Origin of the sequence: Hydrocarboniphaga sp., assembly GCF_965279055.1 — a bacterium.
Lineage (GTDB): Bacteria > Pseudomonadota > Gammaproteobacteria > Nevskiales > Nevskiaceae > Hydrocarboniphaga.
Genome location: NZ_OZ257125.1, coordinates 1576360 through 1598429, shown reverse-complemented (window position 1 = coordinate 1598429; position 22070 = coordinate 1576360). Strand labels below are relative to the sequence as shown.

Here is a 22070-nt window from a genome sequence, read left to right as displayed (position 1 = left end):
ACATATCACCCGCGCGGGGCTTTGCAGTTCCGCCGACCGGCCCTGCTAAACTCCGGCAAACGACGACAGCCTATCCCCTGATGCCTTCATTTCGCGGTCAAATGACCCTGAGACGGACCTTCGCTGCGCTTCTTCTGGGCCTCGCCCCGGCCACCACCGTGTGGGCGGACGCCGAGTCCGATGCAGCCCTGCAACTCGACCAGAACATCCAGGTGCTCAAGGACGAGGCCCTGCAGTTCAACCGCGATGCCCAGCTTGCTGACGAGGACTTCAACTTCCCCGCCCACTCGCGCGTCGACGTATACGTCAGCGTCGAAACCGCGGCGCTGCTGATGCACACCATCAGCATCAGCATCGACGGCGGCGAGACGGTGCATTACGACTACAGCGAAATCGATGCCAAGGCGCTGCTGAAGAGCAAGGGCCTGCAGCGCCTCGGCCGCTTCAACGTGGTCAAGGGCAGCCACAAGCTGCATGCCGAATACGTCGGCAACTACGCCGACGCCAAGCCCACCGAAACCGCGTTCGCCGACCGCATCGACGTGGTCTTCGACAAGGGTCAGACGCCGGTCACACTGGAGCTGATCGTCGGCAAGGCCAACCGCGGCGGCAAGCCGATCCTGCGTCTCAAGGAATGGAGAGCGTCCAAGTGAGCGCTGCTTTTGTACGGCGGCTGGTCGCGACCGCGGCGCTGACGGCGTTCTGCGCCGGCACCGCCCGGGCCGCGGTCGAAACCTATACGCCCGGCGACCAGAACGACCCGCGAATCCGCGCGGCTCGCTTTCTCGGCGAGGACAAGCGCCACTTCTCGGCGCTGACCGAGCTGCTCAAGGTGCAGAACGACACGCAGGCGCCGGCCGCGCCGCAGTTTCCGTGGCTGCTGGCCGACAATTATCTGTCCTTCGGCCTGCGCGAGCGCGCCGACACGATCTACCAGGGCATGGGCTCGGCCACGGTCGACCCGCTGCAGTTCGACCGCGCGCAGCTGAAGCTGGCGCAGTTCGAATACACCCGCGGCTACCTGCCCGAGGCCCGCGCGACGCTGCTGAAGCTGCGCGAAAACCTGCCCAAGGAACTGCTGATCGACTGGCAGGATCTGACCGCACGCGTGCTGATGGCGATGGGCAAGGACGCCGAGGCGATCGAGGTGCTGACCGCGCCCAAGAACGGCAGCGACCAGACCGACTACACCCGCTACAACCTCGGCATCGCGCTGCTGCGCGACGGCCGCACCGAGCAGGGCCGCACCGTGCTCGAGAAAGTCGGCAAGCTGTCGCCGACCGACCGCGATTCGCTGGCGCTGATGGACCGCGCCAACATGACGCTGGGCTGGAACTTCCTGCAGAGCCAGCAGGGCGCCGCGGCCAAGCCGCTGCTGCGCAAGGTTCGCGTCGAAGGCCCGTATTCCAACCGCGCGCTGCTCGGCCTGGGCTGGGCCGAGCTGACCGCCGACGGCGGCCGCGCGCGGCGCGAGCAGATCAACGACGGCAGCGACAAGCCCGACGCCTTCTCCTCATTCTCGACACTCGGCGTGCTGCTGCGCCGCGGCCTGGTCGACGACCCGGTGCAGCAGCGCAGCTTCCGCCGCATCAGCGGCAGCTCGGACAAGGAAGAAGCCTTGAAAGCCGCGCTGCCGGCTTGGCTGGTCCTGATCGACCGCGATCCGCAGGACCCGGCGGTGCAGGAAGCCTGGCTGGCGCTGCCCTACTCGCTCGACCAGATCGGCGCGCACGAACAGGCGCGCACCTTCTACGAGCAGGCGGTCCAGCGGCTCGAAATCGCACGCAAGCGCACCGACCTCGCGGTCGAGGCGCTGAAGACCAACCGCATGGTCGAGACCATCGTCAAACGCGATCTCGACGCCGAATCCGGCTGGAACTGGGAACTGAAGGATCTGCCGGACGCGCCGGAGACCTATTACCTGCAGACGCTGCTGGCCGAGCATCGCTTCGCCGAGGCGCTGAAGAATTATCGCGACGTGCGCCTGCTGGCGCGCCAGCTCGACTCCTGGGACCGTCGCCTGTCCGACATGGAAAAGGCCTACAACACCGCCAACCGCGCCTCGGTCGACACGCGGGTACTGTTCAGCCGCGCAACCGAGGGCCGCGTCGTGGCACGCAGCGACATCAGCATCCCGCTGAGCCTGGACATGCACATGGCCGAGCCGGGCCGCTACAAGAAACCGCTGCCGGCGGCGGCACCGCTACGGCCGCAGCTGCGCCTGGCCGACGTGCCCAAGAGCAATACGTTTTTCGGCACCTTCGAGAGCATCGGCGACCTGCGCAAGCGTCTCGCCAGCCTGCGGCCGAACCTGGCCAGGGCCGGCGACCAGCAGGGCCGCTACCTGCAGCAGCTCGGCACCAAGGAACTCAAGGCGCAGAAAGACCAGATCGAGAAATATCTGGTCGAAGCCCGCTTCGCGCTGGCACGCCTGTATGACCGCCAGCCGATGGCCAACGACCCCGACGAATACGAGATCAAGAAGAAATGATCCGCCTGCGACGCGCATGGAAGCCGGAAGCGTCGGCTCATCAGTTCGGTCCCCTGCTCGGCGCCGCCTGCGCCGCCGTGATCCTCGCCGCCTGCAGCGGCATGCCGGCCGAGGTCAAGAACTCGGCGCCATCGATTCGCGAATCGATGAAGAAGGAACAGCCGGTCGAGAAACAGCTGAAGCTCGACGCCACCGACCCGGTCGCACCCGATCCGGACAAGGCGCTGGAGAACTACAAGCAGCTGCTGGCGCTGAACCCGGACGACAACACCAAGGCCGAGGCGCAGCGCCGCATCGCCGACCTGCAGGTGCAGACCGATGACCTGAAAGGCGGCGGCGAAGACAGCGCCGCGGTGCTGGACAAGTCGATCAAGACCTATAAGCAGTTGCTGGTCGAACGCCCCGGCGATCCGAACAACGACCGCGTGCTCTACCAGCTGGCGCGCGCCCACCAGAACGGCGGCAATACCGACGCCGCGATCGACACGCTGGCGCTGCTGAACAAGGATTTCCCGAACTCGAATCTGGGCGGCGACGCGCACTTCCGCCGCGCCGAGCTGCTGTTCGGCCGCGAGCGTTATGCCGAGGCCGAAGGCGAATACAAGATCGTCATGGACCTGAAGGACGGCACGCCGTTCTTCGAGCCGGCGCAGTACAAGTACGGCTGGTCGCTGTACAAGCAGAACAAGTACGACGCCGCGATCACCAGCTTCTTCCAGATCCTGGATCGCGAGCTGCCGGCCGGTGAAGTCACCAATGTCGACGCGGTCGCCGGCGTCAAGAAGGGCAAGGGCGACCTGGTCAAGGATTCGCTGCGCGTGGTGTCGCTGTCGCTGGCCGCGCAGGGCGGCGGCCAGGCGGCCAACGACTACTTCCGCAAGTTCGGCGATCCGCGCTTCTATCCGCTGATCTACGACGCGCTCGGCAAGCTGCTGATCGAGCGCGAGCGCTACACCGACGCGGCCGAGGCCTTCGCCGCGTTCCCGCAGCGCTACCCGACGCATCCGCTGTCGCCGACCTTCCAGTCGCAGGTGATCGGTGCGTATACCGACGGCGGCTTCAAGGACCTGGTGATCCGCGAGAAGGAACGCTACGCGGTCACCTACGATCCGCAGGCGGCGTACTGGGGCGGCAAGCCGGCAACGCCGGAAGTGCTGACCGAACTGCGCAAGCACATGGAAGACCTGGCGCGGCATCACCACGCGCTGGCGCAGGCGAACAAGGCCGACGTGGCCAAAGCGCGCCCGGAATTCATCGTCGCGGCCAACTGGTACAAGCGCATCCTCGAAGTCTTCCCGAAGGACCCGAAGGCGCCGGACATCAGCTTCCTCTACGGCGACGCGCTGCTCGACGGCGGCCAGACCAAGGCCGCCGCCGAACAGTACGCGCGCACCGCCTACGACTACCCGCAGAACCCGCGCACCACCGACGCTGCGCTGGCCTCGTTCCAGGCTTACGAGAAGTACGCCAAGGAAGTGCCGGCGGCGGAGCGCGGCAACGCGCTGCGCCTGGCCGTGGACAGCGGCGTCAAGCTCGCCGACAGCTTCCCGTATCACCCGGAGAAGCTGCCGGTGCTGACCCAGGCCGCGCAGGACCTGTTCGAGATGAAGTCGCTGGACGAGGCGATCAAGGTGTCGCAGCGCGTGCTGGCCAACACGCCGCCGGCCAAGCCCGAGCTGCAGCGCATCGCCTACAGCGTGATCGGCGATTCGCAGTTCGAGCAGAAGCATTATCCGGAGGCCGAAGCCGCGTTCCTGCAGGAACAGAAGCTGACGCCGGCCGGCGCCGCGCGTCACGAAGTCAGCGAGCAGCTCGCCGCCTCGATCTACAAGCAGGGCGAAGCCGCGCGTGATGGCGGCGACCAGCGCCGCGCGGTCAACGATTTCCTGCGCCTCGGCGAAGTGGTGCCGGACGCGAGCATCCGCCCGAACGCCGAGTACGACGCTTCGGCCGTGCTGATCCAGATGGAAGACTGGCCGACCGCGGCGCGCACGCTGGAAAACTTCCGCACGCGCTTCCCGACCAACAACCTGATTCCGGACGTCGACAAGAAGCTCGCGGTGTCCTACCAGAAGGACAACAAGCCGGCGCAGGCCGCGGCCGCTTACAACCGCATCGCGCAGCGCTCCAGCGAGGCGCCCGCGGTGCGCATGGAAGCCGCCTGGCTGGCCGCGACGCTGTACGACGACGCCAAGCTGCCGGCGCAGGCCGGGCCGGCCTACCAGTACTACGTCGGCGCGTTCCCGCGCCCGATCGACCGCTCGATGCAGGCGCGTTCGCGCCTGGTCGATTACGCCAAGGCCGGCAACAACACCGAGCAGCAGCTGTACTGGCTGCGCGAGATCGTCAACGCGGACGCATCCGCCGGTGCCGAACGTAGCGACGCGACCAAGGCCCTGGCGGCCAAGTCCAGCCTCGAAGTCGGCCGCATCACCGCGGCGCAGGCCAAGGCGCTGCGCATCACCCTGCCGATCGAGGCCTCGCTGCCGGCCAAGCAGAAGGCGGTCGAAGCCGCGATCCAGGCGTTCAATCGCGCCGGCGGCTACGGCTTCGCCGACGTCACCACGGCGGCGACCTACGAGCTCGGCCAGCTGCATCAGGACTTCGCCAAGTCGCTGAGCAACTCGGAGCGGCCGAAGAAACTATCGGATCTGGAACTGGAGCAGTACAACCTGCTGCTCGACGAACAGTCCTTCCCGTTCGAGGAGAAGGCGATCCAGGCCTACGAGACCAACCTGCGGCGCATTCCGCAGGGTATCTACGACGAGTGGGTGGCGAAGAGCTACCAGGCGCTGGTGCAGATCGCACCGGGCAAATATGGCAAGCGCGAAAAGAGCGAGGACACGTATGACTCGCTCAAGTAAGCAGGTCGAAACCGCGATGAATCGCTATTCCTTCAAGCCGCTGGTCGCGTTGACGCTGCTGGCGCTGGCCGCCTGCACCGGCGCGCCGAGCAAGCCCGACACCGGCCCCAAGCTGCCGTCCACGCCGAGCACGCCGGAAGCGCCGGCTGCCGCGGTGCCGGACAAGGGCGACCCGGAAGCGCGCTTCAAGCAGGCCTTGGAGCTGATGAAGGCGAAGAAGACCGCCGAGGCCGAAGCCGGTTTTCTGAAGCTCGCGCAGGACTTCCCGGACTACACCGGTCCGCAGATGAATCTCGGCATCCTCTACGACAAGAGCAACCGTCGCGAAGTCGCGATTTCGGCGTTCAGCCGCGCCGCCGCGATCAATCCGCAGAACGCCTCGGCATTCAACTGGCTGGGCATCGCCAACCGCGAGGCCGGCAACTATCCGCGAGCGCAGCAGGCCTACGAGAAGGCGATCGCGGTCAAGCCGGACTATGCCGCGGCGCAGCTCAACCTCGGCATCCTGCTCGACGAGTACCTGAAGCAGCCGGCCGCCGCAGTGCCGCATTACAAGGAATATCTGCGCCTGTACGGCAAGGAAGACCTGCGCGTGCTCGCCTGGATCGCCGAAATCGAGGCCGCGCAGAAAGCCGCCGCGCCGCCGGCCGCGACACCCGCCGCGACTGCGCCTGCCGCTGCCGGAGCCAAGAAATGATCCGCAACGGCATGCTGCTGATCGCGCTGCTGACGCCGATGCTGGCGCTGGCGCAGACCAAGCCGAAGAACCCGGCACCGAACGATGACCAGCCGGCGGTCTCGACCAGCATCGGCGCCGCACCGGTGCTGCAGGCCGAGCCGTCGCCGCGTCCCGCTTCTGCGGCCGGCAAGGCCGGCGGCACCGACGGCGGCACCAATATCATCGGCGAGCGCGAATCGCCGATCGGCCTGTACATCACGCCCTGGCGCAATGCGACGGCCGAAGTCGACATCGACCGCCCGGCGCGCCTGCTGTCGGTGCAGCTGGAGCCGCTGGATCGCCGGGTTTTCGCGCGCCAGGTGGAATACTACGAGGCGCTGACCGCCGCGCAGAAAGCCAAGACCGGACCCGGTCCCGCTGCCGGCGCCGCGCCGTCCGCGCCGCCGCCTCAACCTTAGGTCGCTGCGCGTTCCAAGCCAGCGCAGCAGCGCCTAAACTTCGCCGCATCGTTTGACCCGCAACACCGCAGCATTCCATCACCATCGTCCGTTTCATCATTTAGTTTCTAAAGACCCGCAGAGGAGCAGGCTCCATGGAGTTTTTCAATCACGTCATCCGTTTTTTCCAAGGTGGCGGTTATTTCATGTATCCGATCGCGCTGGTGCTGGCGATGGCGGTGGCGGTGGCGATCGAGCGCATGATTTTTCTGCGCAAGACCGAGTCGGAGAATCGCGCGCTGTGGGCCAAGGTGGCGCCGCTGCTGAAGTCCGGTGACCTGGCCCAGGCCGAGTCGCTGGCCGCGGGTTCGGAGAGCGCCGTCGGCAAGCTGCTGCAGACCGGCTTTGCCCAGGCCAAGATCGACAACCGCCGCTCGGAAGTGGAAATCGCCACCGAAGAAGGCCTGATGGAAGTGCTGCCGGCGATCGAACGCCGCACCCACTACCTCGGCACTTTCTCGAACATGTCGACCCTGCTCGGCCTGCTCGGCACGGTGCTGGGTCTGATCGGCGCCTTCGCGGCGCTGGGCAATGCCGATCCGGCCGAGAAGGCCGACCTGCTCTCCGCCGGCATTTCGGAGGCCATGAACTGCACCGCCTTCGGCCTGATGGTGGCGATTCCGTCGCTGCTGATCCACGCCTGGCTGCAGAGCCGCACGACGGAGCTGGTCGACACGCTCGAGTCGGTGTGCTCGCGCTTCGTGTCGGCCGTGTGCAACCGCAAGCAAGTGATTCGCTAGCATGACCGCGGTCGACCTGACCGAAGACACGGGCGAGGAGGCGCCGCGCAAGGCGCGGCGCAGCCGTCGCCTGGCGCGTCATCTCAAGCGCGGCGGCAGCGAGGAGCTGAACATCGTCTCGATGATCGACGTGTTCGCGGTGCTGGTGTTCTTCCTGCTGGTGAGTTCGTCGATTACCGCGGCCAAGCTCAACGTGCTGTCGCTGAACCTGCCGTCGAACGATGCCGCCGCGCCGCCGGACAAGCAGCCGCTGCAGCTGTCGGTGAGCCTGCTGCCGGATGCGCTGCTGATTTCGGATCGCAATGGCGCGGTGCGCCGTCTCGACAACACGCCGGCCGGTTACAACCTCCAGGCGCTGTCCGAGACCCTGGTCGAAACCAAGAAGGCGGCGCCGACCGAAAACACGATCACGCTGCTGATTTCGCCCGACGTGCCCTACGAGGACGTGGTCAAGGTGATGGACGCGGCGCGGCTGACGCCGGCCGAGGCGCGCAATCTCGGCCTGCCGCGCGAGCTGTATCCGCTGATCTCCATCGGCGACACGCCGGTGTCGGCCGGAGCCGCGCCATGAGCTCGCGTCGCAGGGAGCGGCGCGCCGAGCGCACGGTCAAGCGCAAGAACAGCGCGGTGGTGATCAACATCGTCTCGCTGATCGACATCTTCGCGATCCTGGTGTTCTACCTGCTGGTCAATGCGCTGGTGGTGGAAGTCATCCCCTCTCCGCGCTCGCTCAAGCTGCCGGAATCGGCGATCAAGGAACAGCCGCGGCAGACGGTGACGATCATCGTCACCGCCGAGGACGTGCTGGTCGACAACCGCGCGGTGATGTCGACGCAGCAGGCGCTCAAGGCCGACGTCAAGCTGCTGGCGCCGCTCAAGTCCGCGCTGCTGCTGGCGCCGCTGATGCAGGTCGAGGGCGATACGCAAAACCGGCTCACCCGCGGCGAAGTCAACATCGTCGCCGACAAGAGCATCCCGTATTCCCTGCTGAAGAAAGTCATGGCCACCTGCACCGATACGCGCTTCGCGCGCATCTCGCTGGCCGTGGTCGAGAAGAAGGGATCGTGAGCCACTCGCTGATGACATCGCACTCCGGTACCTCGATACGCCCGCGTTGCGGGCTACTCGGTACGAACGGGGTTTCGCCATCAGGTGAATCCCCACCGAATCCCCGTTCGTGCCGAGTAGCCTCGCTGGCGAGGCGTATCGAGGCAGCGGATCGCACCAGCCGAATCCATGCCGCACCAGGAGGAGGCGTATGAGCGCCACCGCAATGAATTACAACGCCATCATCGGCGTCGATGCCTGGGGCATCGCCGAAGAAACCGATCGCCGCTTTCGCAAGGTCGCGGCCGTCGCGCTGCTGGTTTTCCTGATCCTGGCCGTGGTCATCCCGCTGCTGAAGCTGGCCGGCCTGGAACGCGGCGGCGGCGACACGCTGGACCGTCGCTACGTCAGCCTGCTGCCGGACGCCGAAGTCGCCGAGCAGACCGAGGAGCCCAAGCCTTCCGAAGACAACTCTCCGAAGGCCGAAGAGCCCAAGCCCCAGGAATCACCCAAGCCCGAACCGGCCAAGCCCAAGGCTGAAAAGACGCCGCCGACGCCCAAGCCCGAGCCGACCCGAGAGCAGCAGGTGGAAGCGGCGCGCGACAAGGCCTCGCAGTCGGGCGTGATGGCGATGGCCGACCAACTCAAGGCGCTGCGCGACAACTCGCTGCAGGGCCTGGACAGCGCGCGGCCGCTGACCAGCGACATGGTCACCGCCAAGGCCGGCACCGGCGCCAGCGGTGGCGCGGCCGGCGGCGCGGCGATCGCCTCGTCGGCCGCGGCCAGCTCCGGCGGCATTTCCGGCACCGGCACCGGCGACACGCGTCGCTCGCAGTCCGGCGCCGGCCTCGGCCAGCGCCGCACCACGGTCGTGGAGAGCCCGATCGGCATGGGCCCGGACAAGACCCGCCCGGGCCAAGCCGGCGACAAGCAGATCGCGGCGCGCACGCTCAGCGAGATCCAGGAGACTTTCGACCGCAGCAAAGCCGGTTTCTACGCGATCTACCAGCGCGAACTGCGCGACAAGCCGGACGTGCGCGGCAAGATCGTCGTCAGCCTGACGATCGCGCCGAACGGCTCGGTCACCTCGGCGCAGATGGTGTCCAGCGAACTCGGCGACCCGGAGCTGGAGGACAAGATCCTGCAGCGCGTGCGGCTGCTGAACTTCGGCGCCAAGAACGTGCCCTCGTTCACGTATCCGAATTATCCGATCGTGCTATTCCCAGCCTGATACGCTTACAGGCGTACGGAAGGCCGGGTTTTTGCTACAGCGATCCGGCGTTCGACCCAAAAGGGGCGGCCGGGATGGCCGCCCTTTCCATTCCCCGCCTTCGCTAGACGATCACGATGATTATCAAACCTAAAATCCGCGGCTTCATGTGTGTCACCGCCCACCCGGTCGGCTGCGAAGCCAACGTGAAAGAGCAGATCGACTATGTGAAGGCCAGGGGCGCGGTCGCCGGCGGCCCGAAGAAAGTGCTGGTGATCGGCGCCTCCACCGGCTACGGCCTGGCCGCGCGCATCACCGCCGCCTTCGGCTGCGGCGCCGCGACCCTGGGCCTGTTCTTCGAGCGGCCGGGTGAAGAAACCCGCCTTGGCAGCGCCGGCTGGTACAACTCCGCCGCGTTCCACAAGTTCGCGGAAGGCGAAGGCCTCTACGCCAAGAGCATCAACGGCGACGCCTACTCCGACGAGATCAAGCAGAAGACCATCGAGGTCATCAAACAGGATCTCGGCCAGGTGGATCTGGTGATCTACAGCCTCGCCTCGCCGCGGCGCAAGCATCCGAAAACCGGTGAAGTGTTCAACTCCACGTTGAAGCCGATCGGCGCGCCGCTGACCCAGCGCGGCCTGGACACCGACAAGGTCGTGATCAAGACCGTAACCCTGGAGCCGGCGACTCAGGACGACATCGACCAGACCGTCGCGGTCATGGGCGGCGAAGACTGGCAGATGTGGATCGACGCGCTCGACGAGGCCGGCGTGCTCGCGCCCGGCGCCAAGACCACCGCGTTCACCTACGTCGGCGAGAAAGTCACGCGCGCGATCTACTGGAACGGCACCATCGGCGCCGCCAAGCAGGATCTCGACAAGAAGGTGCTGGATATCCGCAAAAAGCTCGCTGCCAGCGGCGGCGACGCGCGCGTGTCGGTGCTCAAGGCCGTGGTGACTCAGGCCAGCTCGGCGATCCCGGTGATGCCGCTGTACCTGTCGACCCTGTTCATGGTCATGAAGGCACGCGGCACCCACGAAGGCTGCATCGAGCAGATCTACACCTTGTACAAGGACAACCTCTACGGCGCGACGCCGACGCTGGACGCCGAAGGCCGCCTGCGCACCGACTACGCCGAGCTGGACCTCGACGTGCAGGCCGAAGTCGAGCGAAACTGGGACATCATCGACAACGACACGATCGCGACGATGACCGACTTTCCGGCCTATCGCCACGAGTTCCTGAAGCTGTTCGGCTTCGACATCGCCGGCGTCGACTACGAGGCCGACGTCAGCCCGGTGCTGCCGATCGCCAACGTGATCGAGGGCTGAGAATCCGCCGCTGATGTAAAAAAAGCCCGCTTTTCAGCGGGCTTTTTCTTGAACTTCCAGCGCTAGGGATTCTTCGTGCAAAGCGAGAACGCACCCGAGCCGCTGTACGCATAGACCCGCCAGCGATACGTGCCCGCCGCGGCGCTGTAGTCGATGCTCTCGGTCGCGGTCGAGCCTTCCGAACTCGCCACCGCGCTCCAGCTGCCGCTGCTGCTCTTCTTCTGCAGGTACAGATCGAAATCGGCGCCGGACGGCCCGCTGAGGCGGCCGCTATGGGTGCCGGTGACCGTCGTCGTGTAGCCGGTCGTGCTCGGCGCATAGTAATTGCCGGCCGCGCCCAGCGTGCCGCTGACCGCGGTATAGCCCGCCGCGCAGGCACTGCCACCACCGCCGGCGGTGTAGCTGCCGACCAGGCTGAGGCCGGAGAACGCGCTGTAGCCGCGCACCTTGATGTAGTAAGTGCCGGCCTGCGGCGTGGCGAATGCGCAGCTTTCGGCATTGCCGCTCTTGTAGGGACGGCAGTCGTAAGTGCTGGTCGTCGGCGCGGCGCCGAACTTCACGTACAGGTCGGCGTCTCCGCTGCCGCCACTGATCGCGATCGACAGATTGCTCGCGCCGCTCGGCACCACGATCGTATAGCTGAGCTCGGCGTTGGCGGCGCCGGACAGGCCGGTGACCGGCACGCCGTTGCTGAGCACGTTCGAGGTCGGCGGTGGGGTGCCGCCGCCCTGGGCCGCGGCGATCGCGGCCGGCGCGTCGACGATGCCGCTGCCGCACTGCGAGCAGGTCGCCGGGAAAGCGCGCGCGGTGCTCTTCAGGATGCTTTCGACTTCGTCGGGCGTGATCGCCGGCTTGACCGCGTACAGCAGCGCGGCGACGCCGGCCACGTGCGGCGTCGCCATCGACGTGCCCTGGTAGAACGCGTAACTGTCGGCGCCCGGCGTCGTGGTGCCGGCGTTGAGCGTCGACAGGATGCCGTTGGCGGTGCCGCTGCTGGTGTCGCCGCCCGGTGCGGCGACGTCGACGATGCTGCCGTAATTCGAGTAATACGCGCGGCCGCCGCTACGGCCGACCGCGGCAATGGTGATCACGCCGCTGCAGTTGGCCGGGCTGGAGTTCGAGGCATTGGCGTTTTCGTTGCCGGCGGCGACGACGACGCTGGTGCCGCGACCGCGAGCCGAATTGATCGCCGCCTGGCTGGTGCTGTCGCAGGCGCCGCTGCCACCCAGCGACATGTTGATGACCTTGGCCGGATTGGCGTTGGCCGGTACGCCGCTGACGGTGCCGCCCGAGGCCCAGATGATGCCGTCGGCGATGTCCGAGGTGTAGCCGCCACAGCGGCCCAGCACACGCACCGGCAACACCTTGGCGCCGTAGGCGATGCCGGCGACGCCGTTGCCGTTGTTGGTCAGCGCGGCGATCGTGCCGGCCACATGGGTGCCGTGCCAGCTGCTGTTGGAGGCGGCGCTGCCGGTGCCGCACTGGCCGGCCGTGTTCCAGTCGCCGGGGTCGCTGGCGTCGCTGTCGCGGCCGTTGCCGTCGTTGGACACCGCGGTATCGCTGATGAAATCGTAGCCACCGACGATGTTGCCGGCCAGGTCGGCATGCGGCCGGTAACCGGTGTCGATCACGGCGACGACCACGCCGCTGCCCGTGGTGACGTCCCAGGCGGTCGGCATCTTCAGGCTGGCCGTGGCCTCGTACAGATCCCATTGCTCGCTGTAGCGCGTGTCGTTGGGCGTCAGCAGCGCCTTCATCAGCCGGTCTTCCTCGGCGTACTCGACGCGCGCGTCGCCGGCCAGCTCCTTGAGCAGGTCGGCGAGTTCGCCGGCGTCCAGCCGCCGGCCCTGCACTTTGACCACTTCGCCGCCGGTGGCGATCGCCCGCAGCGGCGTCAGGTCGATGCCGCGACGCTGCGCCGCGGCGGTCAGCACCGCGCGCGACGCGACCGCGTGAGCAGCGAACACGCCATCGCCGTCTCGGAACTTGACGATGATGCGCTGCGCCGGTTCCGCGTCCTGCGCCTGCGCCGGGGCCCACGCCACGGCGCCCCAGCCCAGCATCATCGCCAATGCCAGCCTGGCAGCCAGGCGCGTAATGCCCGCGATACCCGCACCACCGCGGGCGTCTGCTTTCCCTTGCATGTGTCTCTCCTTTTGATCGAAGCCGCTGCAGCAGATCGCGTCTCGCGACCCGGCGTCCGCAGCGCGGACGCGAGGCGACCGCCCCTGTAGCTCGACACTAGCCGGAGGCGCGCCGCGGCAAAACCGGGAAATCAGCCGGCGTCTAAGCCGGGAATCCCTCAGTGCGGGCTATGACCTGTGAAGCAGTTCACGATTTGGCCCGTCCCGGCAGCGCCTTCTCGCCGTGCACCCCGTCCTCGCCTTCGAGCCGGGCGACCAGCACGGTGGCACAGGAGTCGCCGAACACGTTGACCGCGGTGCGGCACATGTCGAGTACCCGGTCCACCGCCAGGATCAGCCCCACGCCTTCCAGCGGCAGGCCGATCGCGCTGAGGATCAGGGTGATCGCGACCAGGCTCGCCGACGGAATGCCGGCGACGCCGATCGAGGTCAGCAGCGCCGCCAGCACGATGGTGAACTGCGTCGGCAGGTCCAGCGGCAGGCCGTAGGCCTGGGCAATGAACATCGCCGCAGCACATTCGTAAAGCGCGGTGCCGTCGGTGTTGACGTTGGCGCCGATCGGTAACACGAAGCCGGTGATGCGCCGCGGCACGCCGGCGCGCTCCTCCAGGCTCTCCAGCGTGCTCGGCAGCGAGGCCGCGGACGAGCTGGTCGAGAACGCGGTCAGCAGCGCCGGGCTCATCGCGCGGAAGTGCTTGATCGGCGACACGCGCGCGACCAATTTGAGCACCAGCGGCAGGGTGATCAGCATGTGCGTCGCCAGCGCGCCCAGCACCGCGACGCAGAACATCGCCAGCGGCTCGAACGCGCTCCAGCCGGTCTTGGCGATGATCGGCGCGACCAGGCCGAGCACGCCGATCGGCGCGAACGCCATGACCACCTTGGCGATGCGGATCATGATTTCGTAAATGCCCAGCCAGAAGTCGCGCTGGGTCTTGTGCAGCTCTTTCGGCAGCTGCGACACGAAATAGCCGAACAGGAAGCCGAAGGTGACCAGGCCGAGCATGTCGCCGGAGGCCGCCGCGGCGATCACGTTGTCCGGCACCAGGCGCACGACGACGGCGAGCATATCGCCGGCGCCCTTGTCCCTGACGCTGTCCATCACCTTGGCCGAGTCCGCATCCAGGCCGAGCAGAGGGCCGGCGGGCTTGCCGTCGACGATGCCGGGATGCAGCAGGTTGACCATCAGCAGACCGGTCAGGATCGCGACCGTGCCAGTGCCGAGATAGAACGCCAGCGTGCGCAGGCCGTAGCGGCCGATGCTCGATGATTCGGTCAGATTGCCGATGCCGCCGATCATCGCCGACAGCACCAGCGGCACCACCAGCATCTTCAGGCCGTTGAGAAAGATCTTCCCGGCGAAGTCGCAGAAGGTCAGGAACGCCGACACATCGCCCAGCCACCAGCCGCTGGCCACGGCCGCCACCAGCGCGATGGCGATTTGCCAATGCAGAGCCGGGAGTTTCATCCGCCGACTCTGCGTTTTGCGAGCTTAGCCGCCGCTGTCCGGTGCCGGCGCGGCGGCGTTGTCGTCGGCCGGCGCGTTTTCGATCTTGACCTTGATGTTCTTTTCGAGGGACTTGCGCATCGCCGCGTATTCGGCTCCGGCAACCGCTTCGCGCAGCTGGGCGACCTCGCGCTGCGCCGTGCCGGGATTGCCGGACGGCTCGTCGATCTTGCGCAGCAGGATCACCGCCAGATCACCGTTGGCCAGCGTGACTTCGCCGGCGCTGGGCTTGCCGTCGGCAGGACGCGGCAGCTTGAAGGCGGCGTCGATCACCGCGCGCTCGGGCGTGTTGCCGCTGCGCGTAACGTTGGCGTCCGCGTGCATCTCGGCACCGGCCGCGGCGCTGGCCGCATCCAGCGAGTCGCCCTTGCGCAACGCCGCCAGCAATTCCCTGGATTTGGCGGCGGCCTGAGTCTTCGCCGCGGCGAGCTTGAGTTCTTCGCGAATGCCGTCGGCGACTTCATTCTGCGGCCGCTGACGCGGCGCTTCGTACTCGCTCTTGCGGATCACGACGACGCGACCGGGGCCGACCGAGAGCGGCTTGCTGTTCTCGTTGTCATTGAGCACTTCCGGCGAAAACGCGGCGGTCTTGACCGCCTCCTGCGCCAGAATGCCAGGGCCACCGGCGCGCGTGAACCAGTCGGTGGTCTCGACTTTCAGACCCAGCGTCTGCGCAACGCCGTCGAGCGAAGTCGGGCTTTCGAAAGCAAGCTGCTCGAGCTTGTCGGAGGTTTCCTGGAAACGCTTTTGCGCTTCGCGCTGCTGATACAGCTCGAGCAGCTCAGCCTGCACCGAGGGATCGTCGAAAGCGCGCGCGGCCGGCGCCTTCAGCTCGTCGAGCTTGATCAGGTGGTAACCGAATTCGGTTTCGACGACATCGCTGGTTTCGCCGGACTTCAGCGCGAACAGCGCGTCCTCGAAGGACTTGGTCATCATGCCGCGCTTGACCCAGCCCAGGTCGCCGCCCTGGGTCTTCGAGCCGGGATCGTCGGAATTCTTCTTGGCTTCTTCGGCAAAGCCGGCGCCGCCCTTGAGTTCGGCCTGGATCTTTTCGATCTTCGCCTTGGCTGCGGACTTGTCGGCGCCGAACGCAATCAGGATATGGCTGGCACGACGCTCTTCTGTGCCGGTGAAACGGCTGTCCTTCTCGGCGTCGTAGGCGACCTTGAGCACGTCCGCGCCCGGGTTCTCGGCCTTCGGCAGCTTGTCCAGGTCCAGATCCACATAGGCCAGCTTCAGGCGCTCCGGCGCCATGTAATTGGCCTTGTTCTCTTCATAGCGCGCGGCGATCTGCGCGTCGGTCACCTGCACGTCTTTCTGAAAGCGCGCGATCGGCAGCACCGCCATGCCGATATCGCGGGTCTGGCCGCTGATGCGGCGGGTGATCTGCGCCTCTTCCTCGCTGACGAAAGCCGAGTCGCTGATGCTTTCGCGCAGCTGGTCGATCACCAGCGACTGACGCAGATCGCCTTCGAAGCGCTGCGGCTGAAGGCCGCGCCGCGCCAGCAGATCGCGATAGATCTGCGCGGAGAATTTGCCGTTTTCCTGGAACGCCGGGACGCTGCTCAGATAATTGAACACCGCGGCATCGCTGGCGCGATAACCGGCCTCGTGCGAGTACTGGCGCAGCACCTGCTCCTGCACCATGTCGTCGAGCACGTTCTTGCGAAAACGCGCCTGGTCGATCATGCCCGGCTTGAAGCTCTCGCCCAGCATCTGCTGCAGCTGCTGGTAGCGCTGATCGTAGCCCTGGCGGAATTCGGCCTGGGTGATTTCATGGTCGCCGACTTTGGCAACGACAGGATCGGTGCTGCCGCCCTTGAAGGACTCGATGCCCCAGAACGCGAACGGAATACAGATCAGGCCGATCACGAACCAGACGATGGGGCCGGACAAGCGATCGCGAATGTTTTGCAGCATGGCAGGTCGTCTACTCGAAACTATGAAGGCGTCGTCTGACGCGATGTTGTAATGCGCTTGGGGGCGCCGTCTTTGTGGCGGTCTTTATAAGCCTGAAAAACCAAACGCGCAAAACAAAAAAGGCACCCTTGCGAGGTGCCCCTTTTGCTACAACGAGTGGCGGAGCGGACGGGACTCGAACCCGCGACCCTCGGCGTGACAGGCCGATATTCTAACCAACTGAACTACCGCTCCACATTTTGATTGGTGGGTGCTGACGGGCTCGAACCGCCGACATTCGCCTTGTAAGGGCGACGCTCTACCAGCTGAGCTAAGCACCCTACTTGACTCTTATCGCGTGCCTCGAACCGAGCTGCGCTGACGATCCTGAATCAACCTCAACGCCTCACCAAGTCCGCTACTTTATCGCATCTTTTAGAGCTTTGCCAGCTTTAAATGCGGGCGTTTTACTCGCCTTGATTTTCAAGGTCGCGCCCGTCGCCGGATTGCGGCCGCTGCGCGCGGCGCGCTCGCGAACCTGGAACGTGCCAAAACCCACGACCGCGACTTTATCCTTCTTTTTGAGCGCTTTGCCGATAACGAGAATCATCGCGTCGAGCGCACGGCCTGCGTCTGCCTTGGACAGATCGGCCTTGTCGGCGATCGCCTGGATCAGCTCTGATTTATTCATACGACATCCCTGACTTCTGTACAGACCTAGTGATATGAGCCGGCACGCAAAGCGATTCCTGGTGCCAACACAATTCGAGCGGAACGCCGCGCGTTTGTGTGAATGAGCCGAACCTGGCGCCGTGGCCAAACAGGCGCACCGTGCGGCAATCGCGCGACAACATGAGGCAGCTTTTATATCAAGCGTGCGGATTGGGCGTCAATCGCAAAATCTGCTCAATCCACGAGAGGAAAAACCCACAAACAACGCGGCGGAACAGGCCTTCGCAAACCTGTTCCGCCATGTTGACAGCAGCGCGAACGCCGCGATTCGTCAGTGCGGACGAACCGCTTCGGTCGACGCGGCGGCAACTTGCGCCGGCGTTTCAGCTGCCTTGGGCTCGGGCATCGATTCGAGTGCGATCTTCAGGACGTCCTCGATCCAGCGCACCGGTTCTATCCTCAGTTCCTTTTTGATATTCGCCGGAATGTCAGCAAGATCCTTGGTGTTTTCCTGCGGAATGATGACCGTGCGGATACCGCCGCGCTGAGCGGCGAGCAGCTTCTCTTTCAAGCCACCGATCGGCAGCACCTCACCGCGCAAGGTGATTTCACCGGTCATCGCCACGTCGGCGCGCACCGGAATGCTGGAGAGCGCCGACACGATCGCCACGCACATCGCCGCACCGGCGCTGGGGCCGTCTTTCGGTGTTGCGCCTTCCGGCACATGCACGTGGATGTCGTTTGACTGATGGAAGGCCGGATCGATGCCGAGGCTGCGGGCACGCGAGCGCACCACGGTCAGCGCGGCGGCGATCGATTCCTGCATCACGTTGCCGAGCGAGCCGGTCTGCGTCAGCTTGCCCTTGCCGGGTGACAGCGCGGCTTCGATCGACAGCAGTTCGCCGCCGACTTCGGTCCATGCCAGACCGGTAACCTGGCCGATCTGATTTTTCTCTTCGGCGCGGCCGTAACGGAACTTCTGCACGCCGAGATACTTGTCGAGGTTCTTGTCGGTGACTTTCACCGCCTTGTCGCTGGGCTTGAGCAGCACTTCCTTCACGACCTTGCGCGCGATCTTGCTGATCTCGCGCTCGAGGTTGCGCACGCCGGCTTCACGCGTGTAATGGCGCACCACGCCGCGAATCGCCGCGTCGCTGATCTCGAGTTCGCCGGTGGGCTTCACACCGTTGTTCTTCAGCTGCTTCGGAATCAGGTACTGCTTGGCGATGTTGAGCTTCTCGTCTTCGGTATAGCCGGCGAGCCGAATCACTTCCATGCGGTCGAGCAGCGGGCCGGGAATGTTCAAGGTGTTCGCGGTGGCGACGAACATCACGTCCGACAGATCAAGATCGACGTCGAGGTAATGATCGTTGAACGTCGAATTCTGTTCCGGATCGAGCACCTCAAGCAGCGCCGACGAGGGATCGCCGCGGAAGTCGTTGCTCATCTTGTCGATTTCGTCGAGCAGGAACAGCGGATTCTTGACGCCGACCTTGGACAGGTTCTGCACGATCTTGCCGGGCATCGCGCCGATGTAGGTGCGGCGATGGCCTCGAATCTCGGCCTCGTCACGCACGCCGCCCAGCGACATGCGCACGAACTTGCGATTCACCGCCTCGGCGATCGAGCGGCCGAGGCTGGTCTTGCCCACGCCCGGCGGGCCGACCAGGCACAGGATAGGACCGCGCAGTTTCTTCACGCGCGCCTGAACGGCGAGATATTCCAGGATGCGTTCCTTTACCTTCTCCAGGCCATGGTGATCCTCGTCGAGCTTGTTCTGCGCGATGTTCAGATCGATGCGGGTCTTGGTCGCCTTCTTCCACGGCACCGTGGTCAGATGATCGAGATAGTTGCGCACGACGGTGGCTTCCGCCGACATCGGCGGCATCATCTTGAGCTTGTTGAGCTCGGCCTTGGCCTTGGCGCGCGCCTCTTTCGGCATGCCGCTCTTTTCAATCTTGCGCGCGTATTCCTCTTGCTCGTTCGGCGCCTCGTCGCCTTCACCGAGCTCTTTCTGGATCGCCTTCATCTGCTCGTTGAGGTAGTACTCGCGCTGATTCTTTTCCATCTGCGACTTGACGCGGCCGCGGATCTTCTTCTCGATCTGCAGCACGTCGATTTCACTTTCCAGCTGCGCGAACACATGCTCGAGGCGCGCATGCGGATCGTCGATTTCCAGCACCGCCTGCTTGTCTTCGAGCTTCAGGTTCAGATGCGCGGCGACGGTGTCGGCCAGGCGGCCAGGCGCATCCATGCTAGCCAGTGACGGCAGCAGTTCCGCCGGCACTTTCTTGTTCAGCTTGATGTACTGCTCGAACTGCGCCAGCGTCGAGCGCACCAGCGCGTCGACTTCCTTGGTGCCTGCCGGAATTTCGTCGATCGGCAGCGGCTTGCACTCAGCGACGACGTAGCTGCCGTCCATTTCGAGCTTGAAGATCTGCGCGCGCTGCACGCCTTCGACCAGCACTTTCACGGTGCCGTCGGGCAGCTTGAGCATCTGCAGGATGCTGGCGAGCGTGCCGACGCGATAGATGTCTTCGCTGCCGGGGTCGTCCGTGTCCGCGGTGCGCTGCGCGACCAGCAGGATGCGCTTGTCGTCCTGCATCGCAGCCGACAGCGCGCGGATGGATTTCTCGCGACCCACGAACAGCGGGATCGCCATGTGCGGATAGACCACCACGTCACGCAGTGGCAGAACGGGGGCCAGACGATCTTGGATTACTTCCACGTAGGTTCTCGTTCTAGAGGCTTATGGCTGAGATTACTGCAGATGAGGATGTCCCGCAGGCTTTTCAAGGCAGCAAGTCATGTGCCCGAGAGCAAGATATCGCCATTTTTGCGCAGATGAGCGCAGATACGAAAACGCCCCGGTGCAACGGGGCGTTTCCTTGATGAGCAAAGGCGCAGACAGCTCAGGCGCTGTTCTTCACTTCGCGACGCGCCTCGGTGTTCTCGTAGACGATGAAAGGCTTGGCCTCGCCTTTGGCGACAGCCTCGTCGATCACCACCTTGGAGACATTGCTCATCGACGGCAGGTCGTACATCACCTCGAGCAGAATGTTCTCGAGGATCGTGCGCAGACCACGCGCGCCGGTGCGGCGCTCCTTGGCCTTGCGCGCGATCGCGCGCAGCGCGTCCTCGCGTAGCTCGAGCTGGCAGCCTTCCATCTGGAACAGCTTGGCGTACTGCTTGACCAGGGCGTTCTTCGGCTCCTTCAGGATCGACATCAGCGAGGCTTCGTCGAGTTCCTCGAGGATGGCGTTGACCGGCAGACGGCCGACGAACTCCGGAATCAGGCCGAAGCGAATCAGATCGTCCGGCTCCAGCGACGACAGCACGCGGTTGATCTGCGCGTTCTCTTTCTGCGAGCGCACATCGGCGGAAAAACCGATACCGGTCTTGTCGGTACGCTGCTGGATCACGCGCTCCAGGCCGGCGAAGGCGCCACCGCAAATGAACAGGATGCCAGCGGTATTGACCTGCAGGAATTCCTGCTGCGGATGCTTGCGACCGCCCTGCGGCGGAACCTGGGCGATGGTGCCTTCGATCAGCTTCAGCAGGGCCTGCTGCACGCCCTCGCCCGACACGTCGCGGGTGATCGACGGGTTCTCGCTCTTGCGCGCGATCTTGTCGATTTCGTCGATGTAGACGATGCCGCGCTGCGCCTTCTCGATGTCGTAGTCGCACTTCTGCAACAGGCGCTGGATAATATTTTCGACGTCTTCACCGACATAGCCGGCTTCGGTCAAAGTGGTCGCATCGGCGATCGCGAACGGCACGTCGAGCAGACGCGCCAGCGTTTCCGCGAGCAGGGTCTTGCCGGAGCCGGTCGGGCCGATCAGCAGGATGTTGGACTTGGACAGCTCGACGCCGTCGGACGAACCCTTCACCGACAGCCGCTTGTAGTGGTTGTAAACCGCAACCGACAGCACTTTCTTGGCCTGGTCCTGGCCGATCACGTACTCGTCGAGCACCGCACGGATTTCCTGCGGCTTGGGCAGGCCCTTGGTCTGCGGCTTGGCGTGGACTTCCTCGCGGATGATGTCGTTGCACAGGTCGACGCATTCGTCGCAGATGTAAACCGACGGGCCGGCGATCAGCTTGCGAACTTCGTGCTCGCTCTTGCCACAGAACGAGCAATAAAGAACCCGTCCGTTGTGCGTGCCGCCGCGTAAATCTCCGCTCATCTCAGTGTGTCCTCGTGCGGGCGGTCAAACCCGCTTGACGCCGGTAGCCGTACATATAGCACGGCCTCTATTATTCGCAAATGCTGAAAATCAACTAGCAAACCCTGGCTGAGCCTAAGCCGGCGGGGTCGCGCGGGTCTCCAGAATGCGGTCGATCAGGCCGTATTCCTTGGCCTGCTCGGCGCTCATGAAGTAGTCGCGCTCGACGTCTTTCTCGAGCCGCTCGATGCTCTGGCCGGTGTGATCGGCCATCAACTGGTTGAGCCGCTCGCGCAGGTACAGGATCTCGCGCGCCTGAATCTCGATGTCCGCCGCCGCGCCCTGGGCACCGCCCGAGGGCTGGTGGATCATGATGCGCGAGTGCGGCAGCGAATAGCGCTTGCCCTTGGTGCCGGCGCTGAGCAGGAACGCGCCCATGCTGGCAGCCTGGCCGATGCACATGGTGGCGATGTCCGGCTTGATGAACTTCATCGTGTCGTAGATCGCCAAGCCTGCGGTGATCACGCCGCCCGGCGAGTTGATGTACAGATGGATGTCCTTGTCCGGGTTCTCCGATTCCAGGAACAGCAGCTGTGCCACCGCCAGATTGGCCACGTAGTCATCGATCGGGCCGACGATGAACACCACGCGCTCCTTCAGCAGGCGCGAGAAGATGTCGTAGGCGCGCTCACCGCGGGCGGTCTGCTCGACCACCATCGGCACCAGACCGGAGGCACGGCTGATCAACGCGTTGGAATCGCTTCTGGAATCGAGGCTGGAATCGGAGGTCATGTCTTCTATGGCGGACGATTAGGCGAAA

17 protein-coding genes and 2 tRNA genes are annotated in these 22070 nt (G+C 65.2%); 10 read left to right on the top strand and 9 right to left on the bottom strand.

The features are described 5' to 3' along the window. The first annotated feature begins 101 nt into the window (after positions 1-101). From ACQZF9_RS07360 to fabV, 10 genes are all read left to right on the top strand, one after another. Positions 102-653, top strand: coding sequence for a hypothetical protein (locus ACQZF9_RS07360; protein WP_428312595.1), 552 nt, complete (start codon positions 102-104; stop codon positions 651-653). Next, positions 650-2491, top strand: a complete 1842-nt coding sequence (locus tag ACQZF9_RS07355; RefSeq protein WP_428312594.1) for a tetratricopeptide repeat protein — start codon at positions 650-652, stop codon at positions 2489-2491. The genes ACQZF9_RS07360 and ACQZF9_RS07355 overlap by 4 nt, the downstream gene beginning before the upstream one ends. Then, positions 2488-5355: a tetratricopeptide repeat protein gene (locus tag ACQZF9_RS07350; protein WP_428312593.1), complete on the top strand. Its 2868-nt coding sequence runs from the start codon at positions 2488-2490 to the stop codon at positions 5353-5355. The genes ACQZF9_RS07355 and ACQZF9_RS07350 overlap by 4 nt, the downstream gene beginning before the upstream one ends. After that, positions 5339-6052, top strand: coding sequence for a tetratricopeptide repeat protein (locus ACQZF9_RS07345; protein ID WP_428312592.1), 714 nt, complete (start codon positions 5339-5341; stop codon positions 6050-6052). The genes ACQZF9_RS07350 and ACQZF9_RS07345 overlap by 17 nt, the downstream gene beginning before the upstream one ends. Beyond that, positions 6049-6492 (top strand): hypothetical protein, encoded by a 444-nt coding sequence (locus ACQZF9_RS07340; protein WP_428312591.1) that lies wholly within the window; start codon positions 6049-6051, stop codon positions 6490-6492. The genes ACQZF9_RS07345 and ACQZF9_RS07340 overlap by 4 nt, the downstream gene beginning before the upstream one ends. Positions 6493-6626: 134 nt before the next feature. Further along, complete coding sequence (locus ACQZF9_RS07335) at positions 6627-7271, top strand: MotA/TolQ/ExbB proton channel family protein (RefSeq protein ID WP_428309359.1); 645 nt, start codon at positions 6627-6629, stop codon at positions 7269-7271. Position 7272: 1 nt separating this feature from the next. Beyond that, complete coding sequence (locus tag ACQZF9_RS07330) at positions 7273-7842, top strand: ExbD/TolR family protein (RefSeq protein ID WP_428312590.1); 570 nt, start codon at positions 7273-7275, stop codon at positions 7840-7842. Beyond that, complete coding sequence (locus ACQZF9_RS07325; RefSeq protein WP_428309361.1) at positions 7839-8339, top strand: ExbD/TolR family protein; 501 nt, start codon at positions 7839-7841, stop codon at positions 8337-8339. Before ACQZF9_RS07330 ends, ACQZF9_RS07325 begins: the two co-directional genes overlap by 4 nt. Positions 8340-8529: 190 nt before the next feature. Continuing rightward, positions 8530-9549 (top strand): AgmX/PglI C-terminal domain-containing protein, encoded by a 1020-nt coding sequence (locus ACQZF9_RS07320; protein ID WP_428312589.1) that lies wholly within the window; start codon positions 8530-8532, stop codon positions 9547-9549. A 116-nt stretch (positions 9550-9665) separates the two neighbouring features. Next, positions 9666-10862, top strand: a complete 1197-nt coding sequence (fabV, locus tag ACQZF9_RS07315) for an enoyl-ACP reductase FabV (protein ID WP_428312588.1) — start codon at positions 9666-9668, stop codon at positions 10860-10862. Positions 10863-10924: 62 nt separating this feature from the next. Here fabV and ACQZF9_RS07310 read toward each other — a convergent pair whose 3' ends face one another. The 9 genes from ACQZF9_RS07310 to clpP all read right to left on the bottom strand — a co-directional run bounded on the left by ACQZF9_RS07310 (position 10925) and on the right by clpP (position 22042). Beyond that, positions 10925-13006: a S8 family peptidase gene (locus ACQZF9_RS07310; RefSeq protein ID WP_428312587.1), complete on the bottom strand. Its 2082-nt coding sequence runs from the start codon at positions 13004-13006 to the stop codon at positions 10925-10927. Positions 13007-13193: 187 nt separating this feature from the next. Next, positions 13194-14474: a dicarboxylate/amino acid:cation symporter gene (locus ACQZF9_RS07305; RefSeq protein ID WP_428312586.1), complete on the bottom strand. Its 1281-nt coding sequence runs from the start codon at positions 14472-14474 to the stop codon at positions 13194-13196. Between the two features lie 24 nt (positions 14475-14498). Next, entirely contained in the window at positions 14499-16433 is a 1935-nt protein-coding gene (locus ACQZF9_RS07300) for a SurA N-terminal domain-containing protein (RefSeq protein ID WP_428312585.1), read from the bottom strand. Positions 16434-16590: 157 nt separating this feature from the next. Further along, positions 16591-16667 (bottom strand) — tRNA-Asp (locus ACQZF9_RS07295). Positions 16668-16677: 10 nt separating this feature from the next. Beyond that, positions 16678-16753: transfer RNA gene (locus tag ACQZF9_RS07290), tRNA-Val, on the bottom strand. A gap of 77 nt (positions 16754-16830) precedes the next feature. Then, the gene (locus ACQZF9_RS07285; protein WP_428312584.1) at positions 16831-17103 is read right to left on the bottom strand and encodes an HU family DNA-binding protein; all 273 of its coding nucleotides are present in this window, start codon (positions 17101-17103) and stop codon (positions 16831-16833) included. A 312-nt stretch (positions 17104-17415) separates the two neighbouring features. Next, on the bottom strand, positions 17416-19746 hold the full coding sequence (lon, locus tag ACQZF9_RS07280) for an endopeptidase La (RefSeq protein ID WP_428313385.1): 2331 nt from the start codon (positions 19744-19746) through the stop codon (positions 17416-17418). A 250-nt stretch (positions 19747-19996) separates the two neighbouring features. Then, positions 19997-21271: an ATP-dependent Clp protease ATP-binding subunit ClpX gene (clpX, locus tag ACQZF9_RS07275; RefSeq protein WP_428312583.1), complete on the bottom strand. Its 1275-nt coding sequence runs from the start codon at positions 21269-21271 to the stop codon at positions 19997-19999. A 114-nt stretch (positions 21272-21385) separates the two neighbouring features. After that, complete coding sequence (clpP, locus tag ACQZF9_RS07270) at positions 21386-22042, bottom strand: ATP-dependent Clp endopeptidase proteolytic subunit ClpP (RefSeq protein ID WP_428312582.1); 657 nt, start codon at positions 22040-22042, stop codon at positions 21386-21388. Positions 22043-22070 lie beyond the last annotated feature (28 nt).

What these genes read in the sequence shown, in the direction of transcription:
- fabV (WP_428312588.1), top strand. Translation starts at nt 9,666, where the DNA reads ATGATTATCAAACCTAAAATCCGCGGCTTCATGTGTGTCACCGCCCAC.
- ACQZF9_RS07345 (WP_428312592.1), top strand. Translation starts at nt 5,339, where the DNA reads ATGACTCGCTCAAGTAAGCAGGTCGAAACCGCGATGAATCGCTATTCC.
- ACQZF9_RS07350 (WP_428312593.1), top strand. Translation starts at nt 2,488, where the DNA reads ATGATCCGCCTGCGACGCGCATGGAAGCCGGAAGCGTCGGCTCATCAG.
- ACQZF9_RS07330 (WP_428312590.1), top strand. Translation starts at nt 7,273, where the DNA reads ATGACCGCGGTCGACCTGACCGAAGACACGGGCGAGGAGGCGCCGCGC.
- ACQZF9_RS07325 (WP_428309361.1), top strand. Translation starts at nt 7,839, where the DNA reads ATGAGCTCGCGTCGCAGGGAGCGGCGCGCCGAGCGCACGGTCAAGCGC.
- ACQZF9_RS07305 (WP_428312586.1), bottom strand. Translation starts at nt 14,474, where the DNA reads ATGAAACTCCCGGCTCTGCATTGGCAAATCGCCATCGCGCTGGTGGCG.
- clpP (WP_428312582.1), bottom strand. Translation starts at nt 22,042, where the DNA reads ATGACCTCCGATTCCAGCCTCGATTCCAGAAGCGATTCCAACGCGTTG.
- ACQZF9_RS07310 (WP_428312587.1), bottom strand. Translation starts at nt 13,006, where the DNA reads ATGCAAGGGAAAGCAGACGCCCGCGGTGGTGCGGGTATCGCGGGCATT.
- lon (WP_428313385.1), bottom strand. Translation starts at nt 19,746, where the DNA reads ATGGCGATCCCGCTGTTCGTGGGTCGCGAGAAATCCATCCGCGCGCTG.
- ACQZF9_RS07340 (WP_428312591.1), top strand. Translation starts at nt 6,049, where the DNA reads ATGATCCGCAACGGCATGCTGCTGATCGCGCTGCTGACGCCGATGCTG.
- ACQZF9_RS07300 (WP_428312585.1), bottom strand. Translation starts at nt 16,433, where the DNA reads ATGCTGCAAAACATTCGCGATCGCTTGTCCGGCCCCATCGTCTGGTTC.
- ACQZF9_RS07335 (WP_428309359.1), top strand. Translation starts at nt 6,627, where the DNA reads ATGGAGTTTTTCAATCACGTCATCCGTTTTTTCCAAGGTGGCGGTTAT.
- clpX (WP_428312583.1), bottom strand. Translation starts at nt 21,271, where the DNA reads ATGAGCGGAGATTTACGCGGCGGCACGCACAACGGACGGGTTCTTTAT.
- ACQZF9_RS07360 (WP_428312595.1), top strand. Translation starts at nt 102, where the DNA reads ATGACCCTGAGACGGACCTTCGCTGCGCTTCTTCTGGGCCTCGCCCCG.
- ACQZF9_RS07320 (WP_428312589.1), top strand. Translation starts at nt 8,530, where the DNA reads ATGAGCGCCACCGCAATGAATTACAACGCCATCATCGGCGTCGATGCC.
- ACQZF9_RS07285 (WP_428312584.1), bottom strand. Translation starts at nt 17,103, where the DNA reads ATGAATAAATCAGAGCTGATCCAGGCGATCGCCGACAAGGCCGATCTG.